This is a genomic window from Pseudomonas flavocrustae (assembly GCF_029872515.1).
Taxonomy (GTDB): Bacteria; Pseudomonadota; Gammaproteobacteria; order Pseudomonadales; family Pseudomonadaceae; genus Chryseomonas; species Chryseomonas aestiva.
In genome coordinates, this window is the sequence record NZ_JAPDIQ010000010.1 from 84,437 (window position 1) to 101,426 (window position 16,990).

Below are 16,990 nucleotides of genomic sequence, written 5' to 3' on the forward strand. Positions count from 1 at the left end.
GGCGGCCGTTGCGCTTTCCGCCGAACGGTAAGCGCAACGGCCGCTCGTGGCGAGTCGGAATCAGAGACGCCGGATCACGGCATGGTAAGCAATCTGATAGCGAGGTCGGTATGGATCTGGGAATCAAGGGGCGCGTTGCCCTCATCACGGGTGCCAGCGGTGGCATGGGTCTGGCCACGGCAAAGCTGCTGGCCGAGGAGGGCGTCAAGCTGGTGCTCTCCGACCTGGAGCAGGGCAAGCTGGAAGAGGCGGCCAAGGGCCTGCCGGGCGATACGCTGCTGATCGCCGCCGACATGACCGACCAGGCGGCGGTGGACCAACTGGTGGAGCAGGGCGAGGCCCGCTTCGGCCAGATCGACATCGTGGTGCACACCGCCGGTGTCACCGGCGCCAAGGGCGATCCCCTGGAACTGGCCGATGCCGACTACGAGGAAGCCTGGGCCACCGACTTCTTTTCCGCCGTGCGCGTTGGCCGCGCCGCCATCCCGCGCATGCGCCAGCGCGGCTGGGGTCGTTTCGTCTGCATCACCTCGGAAAACGCCGTCCAGCCCTATTGGGAAGAGGCCGTCTACAACGTGGCCAAGGCCGCCCTGGCCGCCTTCATCAAGAACCTGTCGTACAAGGAAGCGGCCCACGGCGTGCTGTGCAATACCGTGTCGCCGGCCTTCATCGAGACCGGCATGACCGACGGCATGATGGAAAAGCGCGCCAAGGAAAAGGGCGTCTCCTTCGAGGAAGCCATCGAAAGCTTCCTCGACGAAGAGCGGCCCGGCATCGTGCAGAAGCGCCGCGGCAAGGTGGAAGAGGTGGCTGCGGCCATCGCCCTGCTGGTGTCCGAGCGCGGCTCCTTCATCAACGGCAGCAACCTGCGTGTGGATGGCGGTTCGGTCCAGGCGGTGCAGAACTAAGAATCTATTCGCGATCTGCTGCGCGTCGGCCAAACTGCGTTGAAAAGGGCCTGGGTCGCCAGCCCGGTCGGAATGCTCATTTACCAGTTGTAAACTCCGCTTCCTCAGCCCTTTTCGCCTTGTTTGTCTCTAGCTCGCGGGACCGTGAACAGATTCTAGGACGGGCGGGGCGGCTCCTCGGCCGTCCCGTTTTCCTGCTGGCGGCGCACCGCTTCTTCCAGCGGAATGAATTCCACCTGGCGGTCCTTGACCACAGGCGGCAGGGTGATGCCCATGGAGACATAGATGCTGGTGAACATGTCGACGCCCATGTCCGCCGGCTTCACCCAGTCCACCGGGACATAGAGCAGCCCGCCACCCACGGGTACCGGCGCCGAGGGCACCAGCACGGCGTGATAGTGGCGACCCTCGATGTCGATCACCGCCGGATTGGGCAGCAACGCCAGCACCGCCACGCCCTTGCCCCCAAAGAAGCACCACACCGGACTCATGGCGCGGATGTCCGCCCCACCTTCCTTGCGGTCGAGCAACTCGACGAAGCGCTCGGCCAGGCCATAGAGCTTGCCCACCACCGGAATGCGCCGAAAGGTCATGTCGGCGAACCAGCCCAGTGGCCGGCGCAGCCCCAGCTTAACCGCCAGGCCCAGCGGATAGAGCAGCACCAGGAGCAGCAAGGTGCCGAGGCCATAGGCCGCCAGGGAATTGCCGACGAAGGGATGACCGACCGCCACGAACAACCGGCCCAGGGTGGTGTTGGGTCCGATCAGGCCATTGAGGAAACTGACGATCCAGCCGATCAGCGCCAGGGTCAGCACCAGCGGCAGGAGCAGCAGCAGACCGGCCAGCCAGGTGGAGACGATGCTTTCGATACCGCGGCGAACGAAGGGCATGCAAGAACTCGACGGCTAAAGCGCCATTCTATACGGGCCAGGCGCACCCAGCGTCGGCGCGGGCCGACTTTCTGAGCGCGCCTTCCTTACAGCCAGCGACGATAGAAGGCGGCTTCCTGTTCCAGGGCGTCCGCCTGGTTGACCGCCCGGCGAAAGCCATGGCCCTCGTCGGGATAGCGCCTGACCACCACCGGTATGCCGCGTGCCTCCAGGGCCGCGGCCATGGCATCGGTCTGGGCGGGGACCACCACGGCGTCCTTGAGGCCCTGCAGGAAGATCACCGGCGCCTGGATGCCCTCGGCATGCAGCAGCGGCGTCCGGGCCTCGTAGCGCGCGCGGTCAATCTCGGGATCGCCGATCAGCCAGTCCAGGTAGTCGGCCTCGAACTTGTGGGTGACCTTGGCCAGCGCCAGGGGATCGCTGACGCCATAGAGGCTGGCGCCGGCGCGAAAGACGTCGCGGAAGGCCAGGGCGCAGAGCACCGTGTAGCCGCCGGCGCTGCCGCCGCGGATAAAGGCGCGCGCCGGGTCCGCCAGGCCCTGGGCGCCCAGGTAGGCGACCACCGCACAGGCATCCTCGACGTCCACCTCGCCCCAGCGCAGGTGCAGCGCCTGGCGGTAGGCCCGACCGTGGCCGCTGCTGCCGCGATAGTTGAGATCGGCCACGGCGAAGCCCTGGCGGACCCAGAACTGGATGCGCGCATCGAACACCGGATAGGTGCAGGAGGTGGGTCCGCCATGGATGCTGACCAGCAGCGGCGGCGGACCCTCGCCCTGCCGTTCCGGCAGATAGAGAAAGCCCTGGGCCTGGCCGTCGCCACTGGGATAGCTCAGCGACCGGGGCGCGACGATGGCGCTGTCGCCGAGGGGCGCGACGCCGCCGGTGACGATCTCCACCGCACCAGTCCGGCGATCGATGGCCAGTACCGCCGACGGGCGTGTGGGCGCCGCGGCGATGCAGTAGCAATGGCGCTCGTCCAGGGCCAGGCCACGGAAACGGCTGAAGTCTGTGGCCAGGTGGCGGGTCTCGCCCGCGGCCCGGCGCTCGCCAAGCACGCCGAAGCCGTCTTCCTGCCAGGTCGCCAGCCAGCCTTCCGCGGTCGGCAACCAGCTGCTACCGCCCAGCTGCCAGGGCGCCGCCGCATGATCCGCCGCGGGTGCCTGCTGGGGCGCGAAGCCCTCCGCGGACTCGCACCAGGGCTGCCACCAGCCCTGGCGATCGCTCAGCGCCCAGAGCCGCTGCTCGCTGTCGAACAGCGGTTGTTGCAGCGACTCGTCGGGATCGGCCGACACGACGGTGGGCACATCGGGGCGTCCTGCGGTATCCAGCGTCGCCGTCAGCAGCCGGGTGCGGGTCCAGGGCTGGTGGGGCCGGTCCCACTCGATCCAGGCCAGGCGGCGGCCGTCGGCGCTGGTGCGCGGTGCGGCGTAGAAGTCCGCGCCTTCGGCCAGCACCTGGCGCGCGCCACCGGCCCGCAAGGCGACCAGGCGATGCCGCGGCGGCTGCTCGCGGCGATCCTCCTCGACCGCCAGCACCTGCTGCCGGACGCCATCCCAGTGCAGATCGCCGTAGCGCCAGGCCTCGCCCCCGGCCAGCCATTCGGGCGCGCCGCCCTCTCGCGGCTGGCGATAGACCGCCTGGTCGGCTTCGTTGACGAACAGCGGTCCCTGGTCACCCAGGCAAAGGGCACCGCCGCCGTATTCGTATACCTTGCTGCGCAGGCTGAAGCCCGCCGGCGTAAGGCACCGCGGCGCCGCGCCGGCCTCGCGAACCCAGAGGCGGGTGGCGCCATCGGTGGGGTCGTATTGGCTCCAGTAGAGGCCGCTGGCATCGACCTTGAGTTCGGCGAAGTCGATACCGGCGGCAACGGCCTGGGCCGGCGTGAGCGGGATAGGGGCGGTCATGGCGACTCCAGAGAGGGACACAGCCGTCTAGCCTAGCAGCTGGGTGGGAAGGGCTGGGTGAGGGATGCCACGCTGTTGGGCTTCGCTGCGCTCACCCCAACCTACGGGGTGTGTGCCGCTTTTCCCCCTCTCCCTGTGGGAGAGGGCTGGGGTGAGGATGGCTGGATCGTTGGGCTTCGCTGTGCTCAGCTCAACCTACGGGGCGTGCGCTGCCTTTCGCCCTCTCCCCTGGGCGAGGGCTGGAGTGAGGGTGGCTGTATCTTTGGGCTTCGCTGTGCTCAGCCCAACCTACGGGGCGTGCGCTGCCTTTCTCCCTCTCCCCTGGGAGAGGGCTGGAGTGAGGATGGCTGGATCGTTGGGCTTCGCTGCGCTCAGCCCAACCTACGGGGCGCGCCTCGTTTTTCCCCCCTCTCCCTCTGGGAGAGGGCTGGAGTGAGGATGGCTGGATCGTTGGGCTTCGCTGCGCTCAACCCAACCTACGGGGTATGCGCTGCCTTTCTCCCTCTCCCTGTGGGAGAGGGTTGGGGTGAGGGAGCAGTCCGTTCGGCGCCGGTGCTAGAACAGCCCCAGCTGCTCCCCCGGCGGGGCGAACTGGCTGCAATCCAGGCCTTCACCCTCGCGGCGCTCCAGGCCGAAGCGTCGGCGGGCCAGGCGAAAGCGCTGGGCCAGCAGATCGGCGAACTGGCCTTCGCCCTTCATGCGGATGCCGAAGCGACTGTCGTAGTTCTTCCCGCTACGCGACTGGCGGATCAGGCTCATCACATGGGCGGCGCGTTCGGGAAAGTGCGTCTGCAGCCATTCCTCGAACAACTCGACGATTTCCAGGGGTAGCCGCAACAGCGTATAGCCGGCCGAGCGGGCGCCGTGGTCGCGGGCCGCCTCCAGCAGGGCTTCCAGTTCATGGTCGTTGATCATGGGAATCATCGGCGCCAGCAGGGCGCTCACCGGCACCCCGTGCTCGTGCAGCGTGCGCATGGCGCGCAGCCGGGCCTGGGGCGCCGCGGTGCGCGGTTCGAGGATGCGTTTGAGGTCGTCGTCCAGCGTGGTGAGGCTGAAGGCCACCCGTACCAGGTTGCGCTCGGCGAGCTGCACGAAGAGCTCCAGGTCGCGCAGGATCAGCGCGCTCTTGGTTATGATCGTCACCGGATGGCGATAGCGCAGCAGGATCTCCAGCGCCTGACGGGTCAGCTGGTACTGCCGCTCGATGGGCTGGTAGCCGTCGGTATTGATGCCCAGGGCGATGGGCTGCGGCTGATAGCCCGGCTTGCTCAGCTCCGCCTCCAGCCGCTCGGCCAGATTGGTCTTGGCGATCAGCTGGGTCTCGAAGTCGATACCGGGCGAGAGGTCCCAGTAGGCATGGGAGGGGCGGGCGAAACAGTAGATGCAGCCATGCTCGCAGCCGCGATAGGGATTCACCGAGCGATCGAAGCCGACATCCGGCGACTGGTTGCGGCTGATCACCGTCTTGGCCGTTTCCTGGCGCACGCGGGTGGTGAAGGTCAGCGGGGTGGCTTCCTCGTACCAGCCGTCGTGCTCGCTCTCGCTGCGGGTCGCGGCAAAGCGATTGTGCGGATTGCTGGCGGTGCCACGACCCCGTGGCGGGCGTTGGGGCTGGGTCATGAGCAGACCTCGATAGCTGTATTTTTATACAGTATAAGGTCTGGTCGATCCGGGCAAGGGTGCGGTTGCCAGCCGGGCAGCCGCACCCTTGTTTCCTACAACACCGAGATCGGGTAGTTGAGGATGATGCGGTTCTCGTCGAAGGAGCCGCTGGCACTGTAGTCGCGTCTCATGCTGGAGTTGCGCCAGCGGATCAGCAGCTTCTTCAGCGGGCCGCTCTGCACCTCGTATTGCACCTCGGATTCGCGACCCCATTCCTTGCCGTCGGTGATGGTGCCGGTGTGCACGTTGTCACCACTGAGGTAGCGGTTCATCAGGGTCAGACCCGGCACGCCGAAGGCGGCGAAGTTGTGGTCGTAGCGCACCTGCCAGGAGCGTTCCCGGGCGTTGTCGTAGCTGGAGTTGTAGCTGTCGTTGGCCAGGGTGCCGCCGCTGGTGCCGTTGACCCTCATCCAGGCGCTGTCGCCGCTGACGCGTTGCAGGCCGACATAGAAGGTGCCGCCGCCCTGCTTGGCCGAGAGCAGCGCATAGGCAGTGCGGTTGTCCAGGGCACCGGCGCGGGCCGAGCCGTCATCGTCGCCGATGAAGTAGCCGAGGTTGGCGCCCAGGGTCCAGCTGCCCACCGGCTGGTAGTGGATCAGGTTGATGAACTTCTGGTTGTAGATGTCTTCGAGCTGGGCGTACCAGAGGCCGATCTGGGTGCGCTTCTCGTTGAACTTGTATTCGCCGCCGACGAAGTTGAAGCGGTCGGAGGTGGCATTGGCGCGGCCCTGCATGAACATGTCTTCCATGCTGGCGTCGTTGCGCGGGCTGTTCTGGCGCATCTGGCCGCCCCAGAGTTCCAGGTTCTGGATCTCGGTGGAGTGGATCTGCGCGCCCTGGAAGGTCTGCGGCAGCGAGCGGCCGTCGTCGGATCTGAGGATCGGCAGCACGGCGAACCACTCGCCGACCTTGATATCGGTCTTGGAGATCTTGGCCTTGGCGGCCACCGCCAGGCGGCCGAAATCCTTGGCCGGTTCGTTGCCGGCATGGGTCGGCAACAGCTGGGTGCCGTAGGTGCCGGCGCCACCGTCGAGCTTGACCGAATACAGCCCCAGGGCATCGATGCCAAAGCCCACCGGTCCCTGGGTGTAGCCGGAGGTCAAGCCGAAGATGAAGCTCTGGGTCCATTCCTCGGCCTTGTTCTGCGCGGTGTAGGCCGGATCGACGAAGTTGCGATTGAAGTAGAAATTACGCAGGTTGAGCGTGGCCTTGGTGCCTTCGATGAAGCCGTCCGCGGCCCACAGTGGCGTGGTGCTGGCGAGAGCGGCGAAGGCGGCGCAGGCACGGGCGAGCCGGCCGGAAGCGAGTCGAGTGCTCATGGTGTTCCTTGTTCTTGTAGGTGAGGGGTGCCCTGCCGGCGCGGGGGCGGCATCTGACGAGGGCGGATAGGGCGGTGACGCGCGGGACGGCTAGGAGGGTACAGGCGACATGAGGGATTCCTTTCTTATTTGAATTATCGGAAAGCAGCGACCGAGGCGTTCGGTCGATTAGTTATATGACAACGTATGTCTTACAGCAAGGCTACCAAGGTAGCAGGGCGGAGCCCTCACCAGGCGAGGGCTCGCGAGGGGTCAGACGCTGGCCTTGAGGCTGTCCTGACGGGCCGTGTCATAGGCGTGCTTGTCCATCTGCACGGCGCCCGGCTTGCCCAGGTCGCTCATCGGTACCCGGTAGGTTTCCGGCGATAGGTAGGCCGCCAGGGCCGACAGGCAGGTCACGCCGAAGGCCAGGCTACCGACCACCATCCAGATGTTGTCGGTGCCGGGCGGGGCGACCAGGGCGAACAGGGCCGGCAGCAGGGCGGTGAGCATGGTGCCGATGTTCTGGGCGATGGCCATGGCCGAGACGCGGTAGCGGGTCTGGAACTGCTCCGGGTAGAAGCTGGGGAAGACCGCGTTGTAGCCCTGGTAGACCACGCCCCACATCAGCAGCGACATGAGGAAGGCCAGCGGCAGGTTGTGGATGCTGATGGCATAGAGATAACCGAAGGCCAGCAGACCCGAACCCAGGGCGCCACCGATCATGGTCGGCCGGCGGCCGATGCGGTCGGAGAGGTTGCCGACCAAGGGGATCACCAGTACCGCGACGATGTTGCCCACCACCGGTATCCACAGGTAGACGCTCTTGTCGAAGCCGATGCCATAGGCCGGTTGCACCGCGTAGGCGGCGCCGAAGATGGTGGCCACCACCGGGATGACGTTCATTAGCGCCATCAGCGCGACCAGGATCATGGCCTTCCAGCTGGTGGTCAGGGCTTCGCCGATGGGCGAGCGTCTGGCCACGGTGGCGGTACCGGTCTTGGCTTCTTCCTTGACGAAGGCGGGCGTCTCCTGGACTTCCCGGCGGATGATGAAGCCGGCCAGCAGGACGAAGGCGCTGAGCAGGAAGGGAATGCGCCAGCCCCAGCTGTTGAAGGCATCGGCGGGCATGAAGTAGGCCAGCGGCAGGAACACCGCGGCGGCCATCACCTGGCCGGCCTGCACCCCCTGCAGGGTAAAGCTCGCATAGTAGCCACGTCGGCCGAAGGGCGCGTGTTCGAGCACCATGGAACTGGCTCCGGAGATCTCGCCGGCCACGGCGAAGCCCTGGATCAGGCGCAGTACCACCAGCAGGATGGGCGCGAGGATGCCGATCTGGTGGTAGGTGGGCAGCAGGCCCACGGCCATGGTGGCGATGCCCATGAGGAACATGCACAGCAGCAGGACGTTCTTGCGGCCGCGGGTATCGCCCCAGTGACCGAGCACGAAGGCGCCGACCGGCCGCGCCAGATAGCCCACGCCATAGGTGGCGAGGGAGGCGACGATGGCCATCTTGGGATCGCTGGAGGGGAAGAAGATCTGCGGAAAGATCAGCGCCGCCGCCTGGGCGTAGATGAAGAAGTCGTAGTATTCCAGCGCCGAGCCGATCCAGCCGCTGGCGGTGGCTTTCTTGGCTTGGGAGCCGGGGGTGGGGGAGGCGGTAGTGGCCATGGTTGTCTCCGGAATTTTATTGTCAGGCCAGGAGGGTTTCAGCGCCGCGCACGAACTCGCTCGGACAGCGGGAGCCGAAGATGAAAAGGACGGGAAGACCTAGCCTGGCCGTCGCCGACTGAGCGCGGTGGGACTGCAGACGCGACGGGGCACGCAGGATAACGTGGATAGCTGGGGCATGGACGCACACTCTTGTTTGTCTTGTTATGGTCGACGCGGCGGAAGCGACGAGCGCTGGGCTCTGCGATCCATAGTGCGAGGCGCTGCCGGGCCTGGTCAATTCGCCGGATGACCAAATGTTCGATCAGCGAACAGAAACTAACCGGTTCGTACATAATCCATTGTTGGGCCTCGCGGTGCCACGAATAATCGGTGCCAGACCCGACGAATCCGCGCCACGCTGCCCTCCATGTTCGGCAGCGTGGCCGTCCAACACAGGAGCACCGGCATGCAGCGTTCCATCGCGACCGTATCCATCAGCGGCACCCTGACCGAGAAGCTCGAGGCCATCGCCGCGGCGGGTTTCGACGGTGTGGAGATCTTCGAGAACGACCTGCTGTATTCCGGGGCCAGCCCGCGGGAGATCCGCCAGCGCGCCCAGGACCTGGGGCTGGCCATCACCCTGTTCCAGCCGTTCCGCGACTTCGAGGGCAATCGCCGCGAGCGCCTGCAGCGCAATCTCGACCGCGCCGAGCGCAAGTTCGACCTCATGCAGGAACTGGGCACCGACCTCATCCTGGTGTGCAGCAACACCGCCGCCGACAGCCTCGGCGACGAACGCCTGATCGCCGACGACCTGCAGCTGCTGGCCGAGCGCGCCGCCCGGCGCGAACTGCGCATCGGTTACGAGGCCCTCGCCTGGGGCCGCCACGTCAACACCTGGCAGCAGGTCTGGCGCCTGGTGAAGGCGGTCGATCATCCCAATCTCGGCGTGCTGCTCGACAGCTTCCACACCCTGTCCATCGGCGGCGATCCGGCGGCCATCGCGCAGATCCCGGGGGACAAGATCTTTTTCGTGCAGATGGCCGATGCGCCGCTGCTGCAGATGGACGTGCTGGAGTGGAGTCGGCATTTCCGCTGCTTCCCGGGGCAGGGCGAATTCGACCTGGCCGGTTTCCTCGCGCCCATCCTGCAGACCGGCTACCAGGGACCGCTGTCGCTGGAGATCTTCAACGACGGTTTCCGCGCCGCCCAGACCCGCGCCACCGCAGCCGATGGTCTGAGATCCCTGCTCTACCTGGAAGAGCAGACCGCCGCGCGGCTGCAGCGCGAGGAGACCCCGGTGGCAGCGCCGCTATTCGCCCCGCCCGAGGCGCCGCGCCTGGAAGGCACCGAATTCCTCGAATTCGCCGTCGACGACGGCCATGGCGCCGAATTGGCGCGCTGGCTGGGCAAGCTGGGCTTCGCCCAGGCCGGCCGGCATCGCTCGAAGAACGTCACCCTGCTGCGCCAGGGCGAGATCAACCTGGTGCTCAACGCCGAACCCTATTCCTTCGGCCACAACTTCTTCGAGGCCCACGGGCCCTCGCTGTGCGCCATGGCCCTGCGCGTGCCGGTCAGCCAGGCCGCCCTGGAGCGCGCCCAGCAGTACCGGGCGCAGCCCTATCGCGGCCTGGTCGGCCCCAACGAGCGGGAAATCCCGGCGGTGCGGGCACCGGACGGCAGCCTGATCTATCTCGCCGATCGCGGCGTGGATGGCCGCAGTCTCTACGACACCGACTTCGATGTCAGCGCCGGCGCCAGCGGAGGGCTCGGTCTGACCCATGTCGACCACGTGGCCATCGCCCTGCCGGCCGATGCGCTGGACAGCTGGGTGCTGTTCTACAAGAGCCTGTTCGACTTCAGCGCCGACGACGAGGTGGTGGTCCCGGACCCCTATGGCCTGGTCAAGAGTCGTGCGCTGAAGAATCGCGAGAGCAGCGTGCGCCTGGCGCTGAACATCTCGGAGAATCGCAACACCGCCATCGCCCGGGCACTGTCCAGCTATCGCGGCTCGGGGGTGCATCACATCGCCTTCGCCTGCCAGGACATCTTCCAGGCGGTGGAACAGGCCAAGGCCGCCGGGGTACCCCTGCTGGAGATCCCGATGAACTACTACGACGACCTGGGCGCGCGCTTCGATTTCGACGACGACTTCCTCAGTCGGCTGGCCTACTACAACGTGCTCTACGACCGTGACGCCCAGGGTGGCGAGCTATTCCATGTCTACACCGAGTCCTTCGCCGACCGATTCTTCTTCGAAATCCTCCAGCGCAAGGATTACAGTGGCTACGGCGCGGCCAACAGCCCGGTCCGCCTGGCGGCCATGCTGCAGGCCCGCCAGGGCCGCCCGGCACCCCTGGAATTCTGAGCCAGGCGGGCACCTGCGGGTGCCCGCGCCTCTCCTCCGACAAGAGTCAGCCCGATGCAGGACACCCCGGCGCTCGCGCCTACGCTCCGTACCCCGCGCAAGAACAATCCCGAGAAGACCCGTCAGGCCATCCTCGCTGCCGCCGTGGCCGAGTTCGCCGACCTGGGGCTGAGCGGAGCGCGGGTGGATGCCATCGCCGAGCGCACCCATACCTCCAAGCGGATGATCTACTACTACTTCGGCAGCAAGGAGCAGCTCTACCTGACGGTGCTGGAAAAGCTCTACAGCGACGTGCGCGGCAACGAGGCCGAATTGCCACTGGACCGCCTGCCGCCGCTGGAGGCGATCCGCACCCTGGCGGAATTCCTCTTCGAGCACCACCGCAGCCACGACGACTTCATCCGCGTGGTGAGCATCGAGAACATCCACCGCGGTCGCCACCTGGCGCAGTCCGAGACCATCTCCAGCCTCAACTCCTCGGCGCTGGAGGCCCTGCGCCGCATCCTGGCGCGCGGCGAAGCCAGCGGCGAGATCCGCAGCGGGCTGGACGCGGTGGATGTGCACCTGCTGATGTGCTCGTTCTGCTTCTATCGTGTCTCCAACCGCCATACCTTCGGCCACATCCACGACATCGACATGGAAGAACCGGCCGTGCTGCGCCGGCACAAGACCATGATCGGCGATGCAATGGTGCGCTACCTGCAGCCGTAGGACATCCATGCGGCCCTCACCCAACCCTCTCCCGGAGGGAGAGGGAGCGTTTGACCGAAGCTTCTAGTCTCCAACATGGATTCGCAGGGTGGAAACCCCGTAGGTTGGGTTGAGACGGCTTCATCGTCGAAGCCCAACACTGCCGGCTACCTCGTATTGGGCTTCGCTGCGCTCAACCCAGCCTACGGAGCACGGAGTCCAATCGCCCCCTCTCCCTCCGGGAGAGGGCCGGGGTGAGGGCAAACCCAGGCACCCCAGCCAGAACCCTTAGAGCACCGGCATCCCGCCCGTCACCGGCAGCATGGCGCCGGAGATATAGCTCGCCTCGTCGGACGCCAGCAGCACATAGGCTGGCGCCAGTTCCACCGGCTGGCCGGGGCGACCCAGCGGCGTGCTGCTACCGAATTGCTCCGGCTCGTCCGGTTTCATGGTGCTGACGATCAACGGCGTCCATATCGGGCCAGGGGCCACGCTGTTGGCGCGGATACCTTTCTCTCCCAGCAGCTGCGCCAGACCCGCGGTGAAGTTGGCGATGGCGCCCTTGGTGGCCGAATAGGCCAGCAGGGTCGGCGGGGCGATGTCGGCGTTGATCGACGCGGTGTTGATGATGGAGCCGCCGCGTGGCATGTGCTTCAGGGCGGCCTGGGTGATGCGGAACATGGCATGGATGTTCACGTTGAAGGTATGCACCCATTCCTCGTCAGGGATCTCGTCGAGGCTGTCGCGCACCTGCTGGAAGGCGGCGTTGTTGACCAGCACGTCGATGCGGCCAAAGGCTTCGACGGTCTTCTGCACCACGTCCAGGCAGGTCTGGCGTTCGGCCAGATCGCCCGGCAGCAGCACGGCCTGGCGCCCGGCTTCGGTGACCAGGCGGGCAGTCTCCTGGGCATCCTCGTGCTCGTCCAGGTAGGCGATGGCGACATCGGCGCCCTCACGGGCGAAGGCGATGGCCACGGCGCGACCGATGCCGCTGTCGGCACCGGTGATCAGGGTCTTCTTGCCCGCCAGGCGACCCGAGCCGCGGTAGCTCGCGGCGCCGCTGTCGGGTTGCGGATCCATGCGTGCTTCGGAACCGGGAAAGGTCTGGGGTTGGGGTTTCAGCGGGGGTTTGGGATGGTCGCTCACGAGCGGGCTCCGGATACGGAAGAAAGAAGGGGCGACCCCGGCCTGTGCCGGGGCGTAGGGCTGGTCAGAGAATCGGCTTGCCGCCGGTGACGGCGATGCGCGCGCCCGAGGTGTAGCTGGATTCGTCCGAGGCCAGCATCACATAGACCGGCGCCAGTTCCACCGGCTGGCCGGGGCGGCCGAGCGGGGTGTTGCCGCCGAATTCCTTGACCTGCTCCGGCGGCATGGTGGCCGGGATCAGCGGAGTCCAGACAGGGCCGGGAGCCACGCTGTTGGCGCGGATGCCCTTCTCGCCGAGTAGCTGAGCCAGGCCGGCGGTGAAGTTGGCGATGGCGCCCTTGGTGGTGGCATAGGCCAGCAGTGTCGGCCGCGGCATGTCCGAATTCACCGAGGTGGTGTTGATGATGGAGCCACCCGGGCCCATGTGCTTTATCGCGGCCTGGGTGATGCGAAACATGGCGGTGATGTTCACATCGAAGGTGTAGACCCACTCGTCGTCGGGAATCTCTTCGAGGGTCTCGTGGGTCATCTGGAAGGCGGCGTTGTTGACCAGCACATCGAGACGGCCGAAGGCGGCCACGGTCTGGTCCACCACTGCCAGGCACTGCTCGCGCTTGGACAGGCAACCCGGCAGCAGCAGCGCCTCGCGGCCGGCTTCGCGCACCAGGCGGGCGGTGTCCTCGGCGTCTTCGTGCTCGTTCAGGTAACTGATGGCGACATCGGCGCCCTCACGGGCGAAGGCGATGGCCACGGCACGGCCAATACCGCTGTCGCCACCGGTGATCAGCGCCTTCTTGCCGGCCAGCCGGCCAGAACCCTTGTAGCTTTGCTCGCCGCAATCCGGTACCGGATTCATGCGCGATTGCAGGCCGGGAACGGCCTGCTGCTGTTCCGGCATCGGGGCTTTGGGGAAATCGGTCATGGAAGAATCCTCGTCGCGGTAACTTTTGCGGGCCTGTCAGTACCGACAGGCCACAAGCGGCGAGGGTTCGAGATCCGGGACGGGCGGTGTACCGGCGCTAGCGGGGTGCCGCTTCGGCCCAGCGCGGCGGCACCGTGGGTTGCCAGGCGGCGAGGGCGTCTAGCAGGGCCGTTGGTGAAGCTTCCACTTGCAGCATGGCGCGATGCGGCGCGGCGACGAAGCCCTGGGCGACCAGGTGATCGAGGAAGCCCTCCAGCTGGGCATAGAAGCCATCGACCTCCAGGAGGCCCATGGGTTTGGCGTGATAGCCGAGCTGACCCCAGGTCCAGACCTCGAAGAGCTCTTCCAGGGTGCCCAGGCCGCCGGGGAGGGCGATGAAGGCATCGGCCAGTTCCGCCATTCGCGCCTTGCGCGCATGCATGCCGTCGACCACTTCCAGGCGGGTGCAGCCGGTATGGCCCAGCTCGGCGGTCTTGAGACTCTGGGGAATGATGCCGATGACTTCGCCACCGGCAGCCAGGGCGGCATCGGCGACCACACCCATCAGGCCGACCTTGCCGCCCCCATAGACCAGGGTGAGGCCGCGCTCGGCGAGGGTGCGCCCGAGGTGCGCCGCGGCTTCGGCGAAGACAGGCGAGGCACCGGGCTTGGCGCCACAGAAGACACAGACGGTTTTCAGCGACATGGGGACTCCTAGGCAGGCAAAGCGCCTAGCCTAGCCGCCCGCTCCGCCGGAGCAAAGCACCCTCATCGCGCGAGGAAAGCGACCTCCGGCGCATTGCCGCTGGCGGCCTGGGCATAGTTGGCGAACAACTCGTGCAGCAGGGCGGTAAGGGTCATGGCGGGCGTCCTTGGCTGACGGATGATGGAGGGATAGTACCCAGAGCTGAGGCCCGGCGACCTGGCAAAGGTTTCGATGGAGGCGATAGAGCGAAGCCGTGCCCTTGCCATGGCCGCTGGAACCCGCCACCCTCGCATCGGTCTGACTGGCGACTTTCACGCATCCGGAGGGTTCATGAAATCCACGTTTTTTGCCGCCGCACTGTTCGCCCTGGGAAGTACCGGCGCCTGGGCCGCCGACAGCTGTACCACCCAGATCGAAGCCGGCGACCAGATGACCTACAGCCGCGCCTCGATTCAGGTCCCGGCCTCGTGCAAGACCTTTACCGTCGAGCTGATCCACAACGGCAGCCTGCCGAAGAACGTCATGGGCCATAACTGGGTGCTGACCCGCTCCACCGATGCCTCGGCCGTCGACGCCGCCGGCATGAACGCGGGTGAAGACAAGGGCTACCTGCCGGAGGGCGACGAACGCATCATCGCCCACACCCTCATGCTGGGCGGCGGCGAGAAGGACTCCGTGACCTTCGATACCGGGGCCCTGGAAGCGGGCAAGGAATACACCTTCTTCTGTTCCTTCCCGGGGCATTTCGGCTCCATGCGCGGGGTGTTGCAGCGGGGGTAAGGGGAAGGTTGGGTTGTGGCGGTCGACCGTCGCAATCCGACCTCTTGTGCAGAAGACGCCTGTAGGTTGGGTTGAGCGTTAGCGAAGCCCAACGGCTTCGAAGTTGTTTGCCCTAGCTGTTTACCGGCATTGCTGCTGCCCCTATTTCGCCTGGCCGGCGACTTACTTTTCTTTGCTTGTGCAAAGAAAAGTAAGCAAAAGAAAGCACACCCCACGTTTCGGCCCTTCGCTGCGCTCCGGGTCCCCTCGCTCCGGCGCCGCTCCAGGGGCACGGCACGAAGGGGCCTCCTGCCCCTCGTGCCTTGCTCGGCGTCCTGCCTCGCATCCCCCTGCGCGACACCTGCACTCGGCCTCACTGACGGGGACGGGGCGCCAGCCTGAGGTTGCGGTGTTTACAGGAGGAACCAGAGTGATTAGTTGCGTGGAAAACCGCGCAGCGTTTTCCGCTGGTGCGTAACGCGATCCCTGTGGATAAGGCTGCGCCGTTATCCACGCTACGGGGTACGAGCGGTTCATTGCTCTTCAACCAACACTTCCAGGCTGGCGAATCGCCCTGTTCAGAAGGGCGAACGCCAGTGTCGTGGAGTGGGTCGAGCCGCATGGCTGCGGCGAGAGGCCTACACGGGCCATGGACGGCCCGTGTAGGCCGACCCCGGAACGGCGCTGGCGTGAGCGGACCCGGAGCGAAGCGTAGGGCCGGATGATCAGGGCAAGCGATTTTGCTTACTTTTGCCGCGACTGGCAAAAGTGAGTCGCTCGGGAGAGCGAAACAAGAGGTGCCAGCAAAACTCGATAATCAGCTAGGGCACCAATATTGAAGGTTGGCCCTGGCAGTGTTGGGCTTCGCTGGCGCTCAACCCAACCTACGAATCAGGTCACGCCTCGCCATTTACCGGCAGGGCAGCTTCAGCCCTTCGCCAATTCCTTCTCGATGGCCGCCACCAGCCGCGGATCATCCGCGGTCACATCCGGTGCGAAGCGCCCCACCACCTCCCCATCCCGCCCGATCAGGAATTTCTCGAAATTCCACAGCACCTCGGGCTTGGGGTTGGGCGTGCCTCCACGGCTCAGCATGCGCTCGCGGAAGGGGCCGTCGCCGGTCGTCTCGGGTTGCGCCTGGGTCAGTTCGGCATAGAGCGGATGCTTGTCTTCACCCACCACGCTGAGCTTGGCGAACATGGGGAATTGCACGCCATAGGTGAGGGTGCAGAATTCCTTGATCTCGGCGTCGCTGCCCGGCTCCTGCTGCTTGAAGTCGTTGGCGGGAAAGCCGAGCACTTCCAGGCCGCGCTCGCGCTGGGCCTCATAGAGGCGTTCCAGGCCTTCGTACTGGCTGGTCAGGCCGCACTTGGAGGCAACGTTCACCACCAGCAGCACCTTGCCCAGGTAGCGCTCCAGGGTCAGGGTTTCGCCGTCGATGGATTGCAGCGGGAGTTTCATCAGGGTCGCGGTCATGGTCGGCTTCCTCGGAAAGAAGCGATCAGCCTAGCGCAAAAACGCCGCCTCGATGGGCGGCGTCGATCGGACGGATGGGGCTCAGCGCTTGAGCTTGACCACGTCGCCGGAAACGGTGGTGGTGAAACCACTCAGGACGTAGGCCCAGAACCAGTTTTCCTGCACCTGGGCATTGATCAGCGCATCGCCACCGCGGGACTTGATGGCGGCCTGCTGAGCGCGCACGAAGCGGTCGTTCTGCTGGACCGGAATGAAGCCCAGGATCATGAGACCGGTAGCCTTGCCCTCGCCATGACCGACGACGGTGTACTGCGACGGATCCAGGTTCTGCGTCTTCATCGCGGTGCCGGTGCAGCCAGCGACGGCGGCGGCGAGGGCGAAGGAAGCGGCGAACTTGGCGAAACGTTGCATGGAGTATTCCTTTTCTGATGTGGCAGGGCCGGGCGTCATTTCCCGGTTGGCTGAACTCTAGCAGCGCACCGCCCTGGACGAGCGCCGTTCACCCCGGCGATAGGACCGCTCCTCCCGTTATCAGGTGATAGCACCTCGATCTAAGCCGAAGCGGCCCGAGCTGCTACCATCGCCGCCTTTTCGTCCGGCGGTCGTGTCGGGCGCCGTTCTGGAGACCT

14 protein-coding genes are annotated in these 16,990 nt (G+C 66.1%); 4 read left to right on the forward strand and 10 right to left on the reverse strand.

The annotated features are described in order from the left end of the window. Window positions 1-110 precede the first annotated feature (110 nt). Window positions 111-908, forward strand: coding sequence for an SDR family NAD(P)-dependent oxidoreductase (locus OMP44_RS20220; RefSeq protein ID WP_187981120.1), 798 nt, complete (start codon window positions 111-113; stop codon window positions 906-908). 155 nt (window positions 909-1,063) lie between these two features. Here OMP44_RS20220 and OMP44_RS20225 read toward each other — a convergent pair whose 3' ends face one another. The 5 genes from OMP44_RS20225 to OMP44_RS20245 all read right to left on the reverse strand — a co-directional run bounded on the left by OMP44_RS20225 (window position 1,064) and on the right by OMP44_RS20245 (window position 8,333). Continuing rightward, window positions 1,064-1,798 carry a DUF502 domain-containing protein gene (locus OMP44_RS20225; RefSeq protein WP_133862193.1) on the reverse strand — a complete coding sequence of 245 codons (735 nt, stop codon included), beginning with the start codon at window positions 1,796-1,798 and terminating at the stop codon, window positions 1,064-1,066. An 86-nt stretch (window positions 1,799-1,884) separates the two neighbouring features. Next, a complete protein-coding gene (locus OMP44_RS20230) occupies window positions 1,885-3,702 on the reverse strand; it encodes an alpha/beta hydrolase family protein (RefSeq protein ID WP_280310781.1) in 1,818 nt (605 codons plus the stop codon). Window positions 3,703-4,257: 555 nt separating this feature from the next. Continuing rightward, window positions 4,258-5,322, reverse strand: coding sequence for a PA0069 family radical SAM protein (locus tag OMP44_RS20235; RefSeq protein WP_280310783.1), 1,065 nt, complete (start codon window positions 5,320-5,322; stop codon window positions 4,258-4,260). Between the two features lie 95 nt (window positions 5,323-5,417). After that, complete coding sequence (locus OMP44_RS20240; protein ID WP_280310785.1) at window positions 5,418-6,683, reverse strand: OprD family porin; 1,266 nt, start codon at window positions 6,681-6,683, stop codon at window positions 5,418-5,420. Window positions 6,684-6,935: 252 nt separating this feature from the next. After that, window positions 6,936-8,333 (reverse strand): MFS transporter, encoded by a 1,398-nt coding sequence (locus OMP44_RS20245; protein ID WP_208694052.1) that lies wholly within the window; start codon window positions 8,331-8,333, stop codon window positions 6,936-6,938. A 448-nt stretch (window positions 8,334-8,781) separates the two neighbouring features. On the opposite strand from OMP44_RS20245, the gene quiC reads away from it, so the two are divergent. Beyond that, a complete protein-coding gene (quiC, locus tag OMP44_RS20250) occupies window positions 8,782-10,683 on the forward strand; it encodes a 3-dehydroshikimate dehydratase QuiC (protein ID WP_280310788.1) in 1,902 nt (633 codons plus the stop codon). Window positions 10,684-10,737: 54 nt separating this feature from the next. Next, on the forward strand, window positions 10,738-11,394 hold the full coding sequence (locus OMP44_RS20255; RefSeq protein ID WP_158896317.1) for a TetR/AcrR family transcriptional regulator: 657 nt from the start codon (window positions 10,738-10,740) through the stop codon (window positions 11,392-11,394). A gap of 267 nt (window positions 11,395-11,661) precedes the next feature. On the opposite strand, the gene OMP44_RS20260 is transcribed toward OMP44_RS20255, so the two are convergent. The 3 genes from OMP44_RS20260 to OMP44_RS20270 form a co-directional block, all read right to left on the reverse strand. Further along, window positions 11,662-12,519: a glucose 1-dehydrogenase gene (locus OMP44_RS20260; protein ID WP_133862186.1), complete on the reverse strand. Its 858-nt coding sequence runs from the start codon at window positions 12,517-12,519 to the stop codon at window positions 11,662-11,664. 64 nt (window positions 12,520-12,583) lie between these two features. After that, entirely contained in the window at window positions 12,584-13,441 is an 858-nt protein-coding gene (locus OMP44_RS20265; protein WP_187981128.1) for an SDR family oxidoreductase, read from the reverse strand. 97 nt (window positions 13,442-13,538) lie between these two features. Further along, entirely contained in the window at window positions 13,539-14,126 is a 588-nt protein-coding gene (locus tag OMP44_RS20270) for a cytokinin riboside 5'-monophosphate phosphoribohydrolase (RefSeq protein ID WP_074585072.1), read from the reverse strand. A gap of 330 nt (window positions 14,127-14,456) precedes the next feature. Between OMP44_RS20270 and azu the strand changes: the two genes are divergently transcribed. Beyond that, window positions 14,457-14,906, forward strand: a complete 450-nt coding sequence (azu, locus tag OMP44_RS20275) for an azurin (RefSeq protein ID WP_280310795.1) — start codon at window positions 14,457-14,459, stop codon at window positions 14,904-14,906. A 906-nt stretch (window positions 14,907-15,812) separates the two neighbouring features. Here azu and OMP44_RS20280 read toward each other — a convergent pair. Then, window positions 15,813-16,361: a glutathione peroxidase gene (locus tag OMP44_RS20280; RefSeq protein WP_280310797.1), complete on the reverse strand. Its 549-nt coding sequence runs from the start codon at window positions 16,359-16,361 to the stop codon at window positions 15,813-15,815. Window positions 16,362-16,442: 81 nt separating this feature from the next. After that, complete coding sequence (locus tag OMP44_RS20285) at window positions 16,443-16,772, reverse strand: hypothetical protein (RefSeq protein WP_280310799.1); 330 nt, start codon at window positions 16,770-16,772, stop codon at window positions 16,443-16,445. Between the last annotated feature and the right edge of the window lie 218 nt (window positions 16,773-16,990).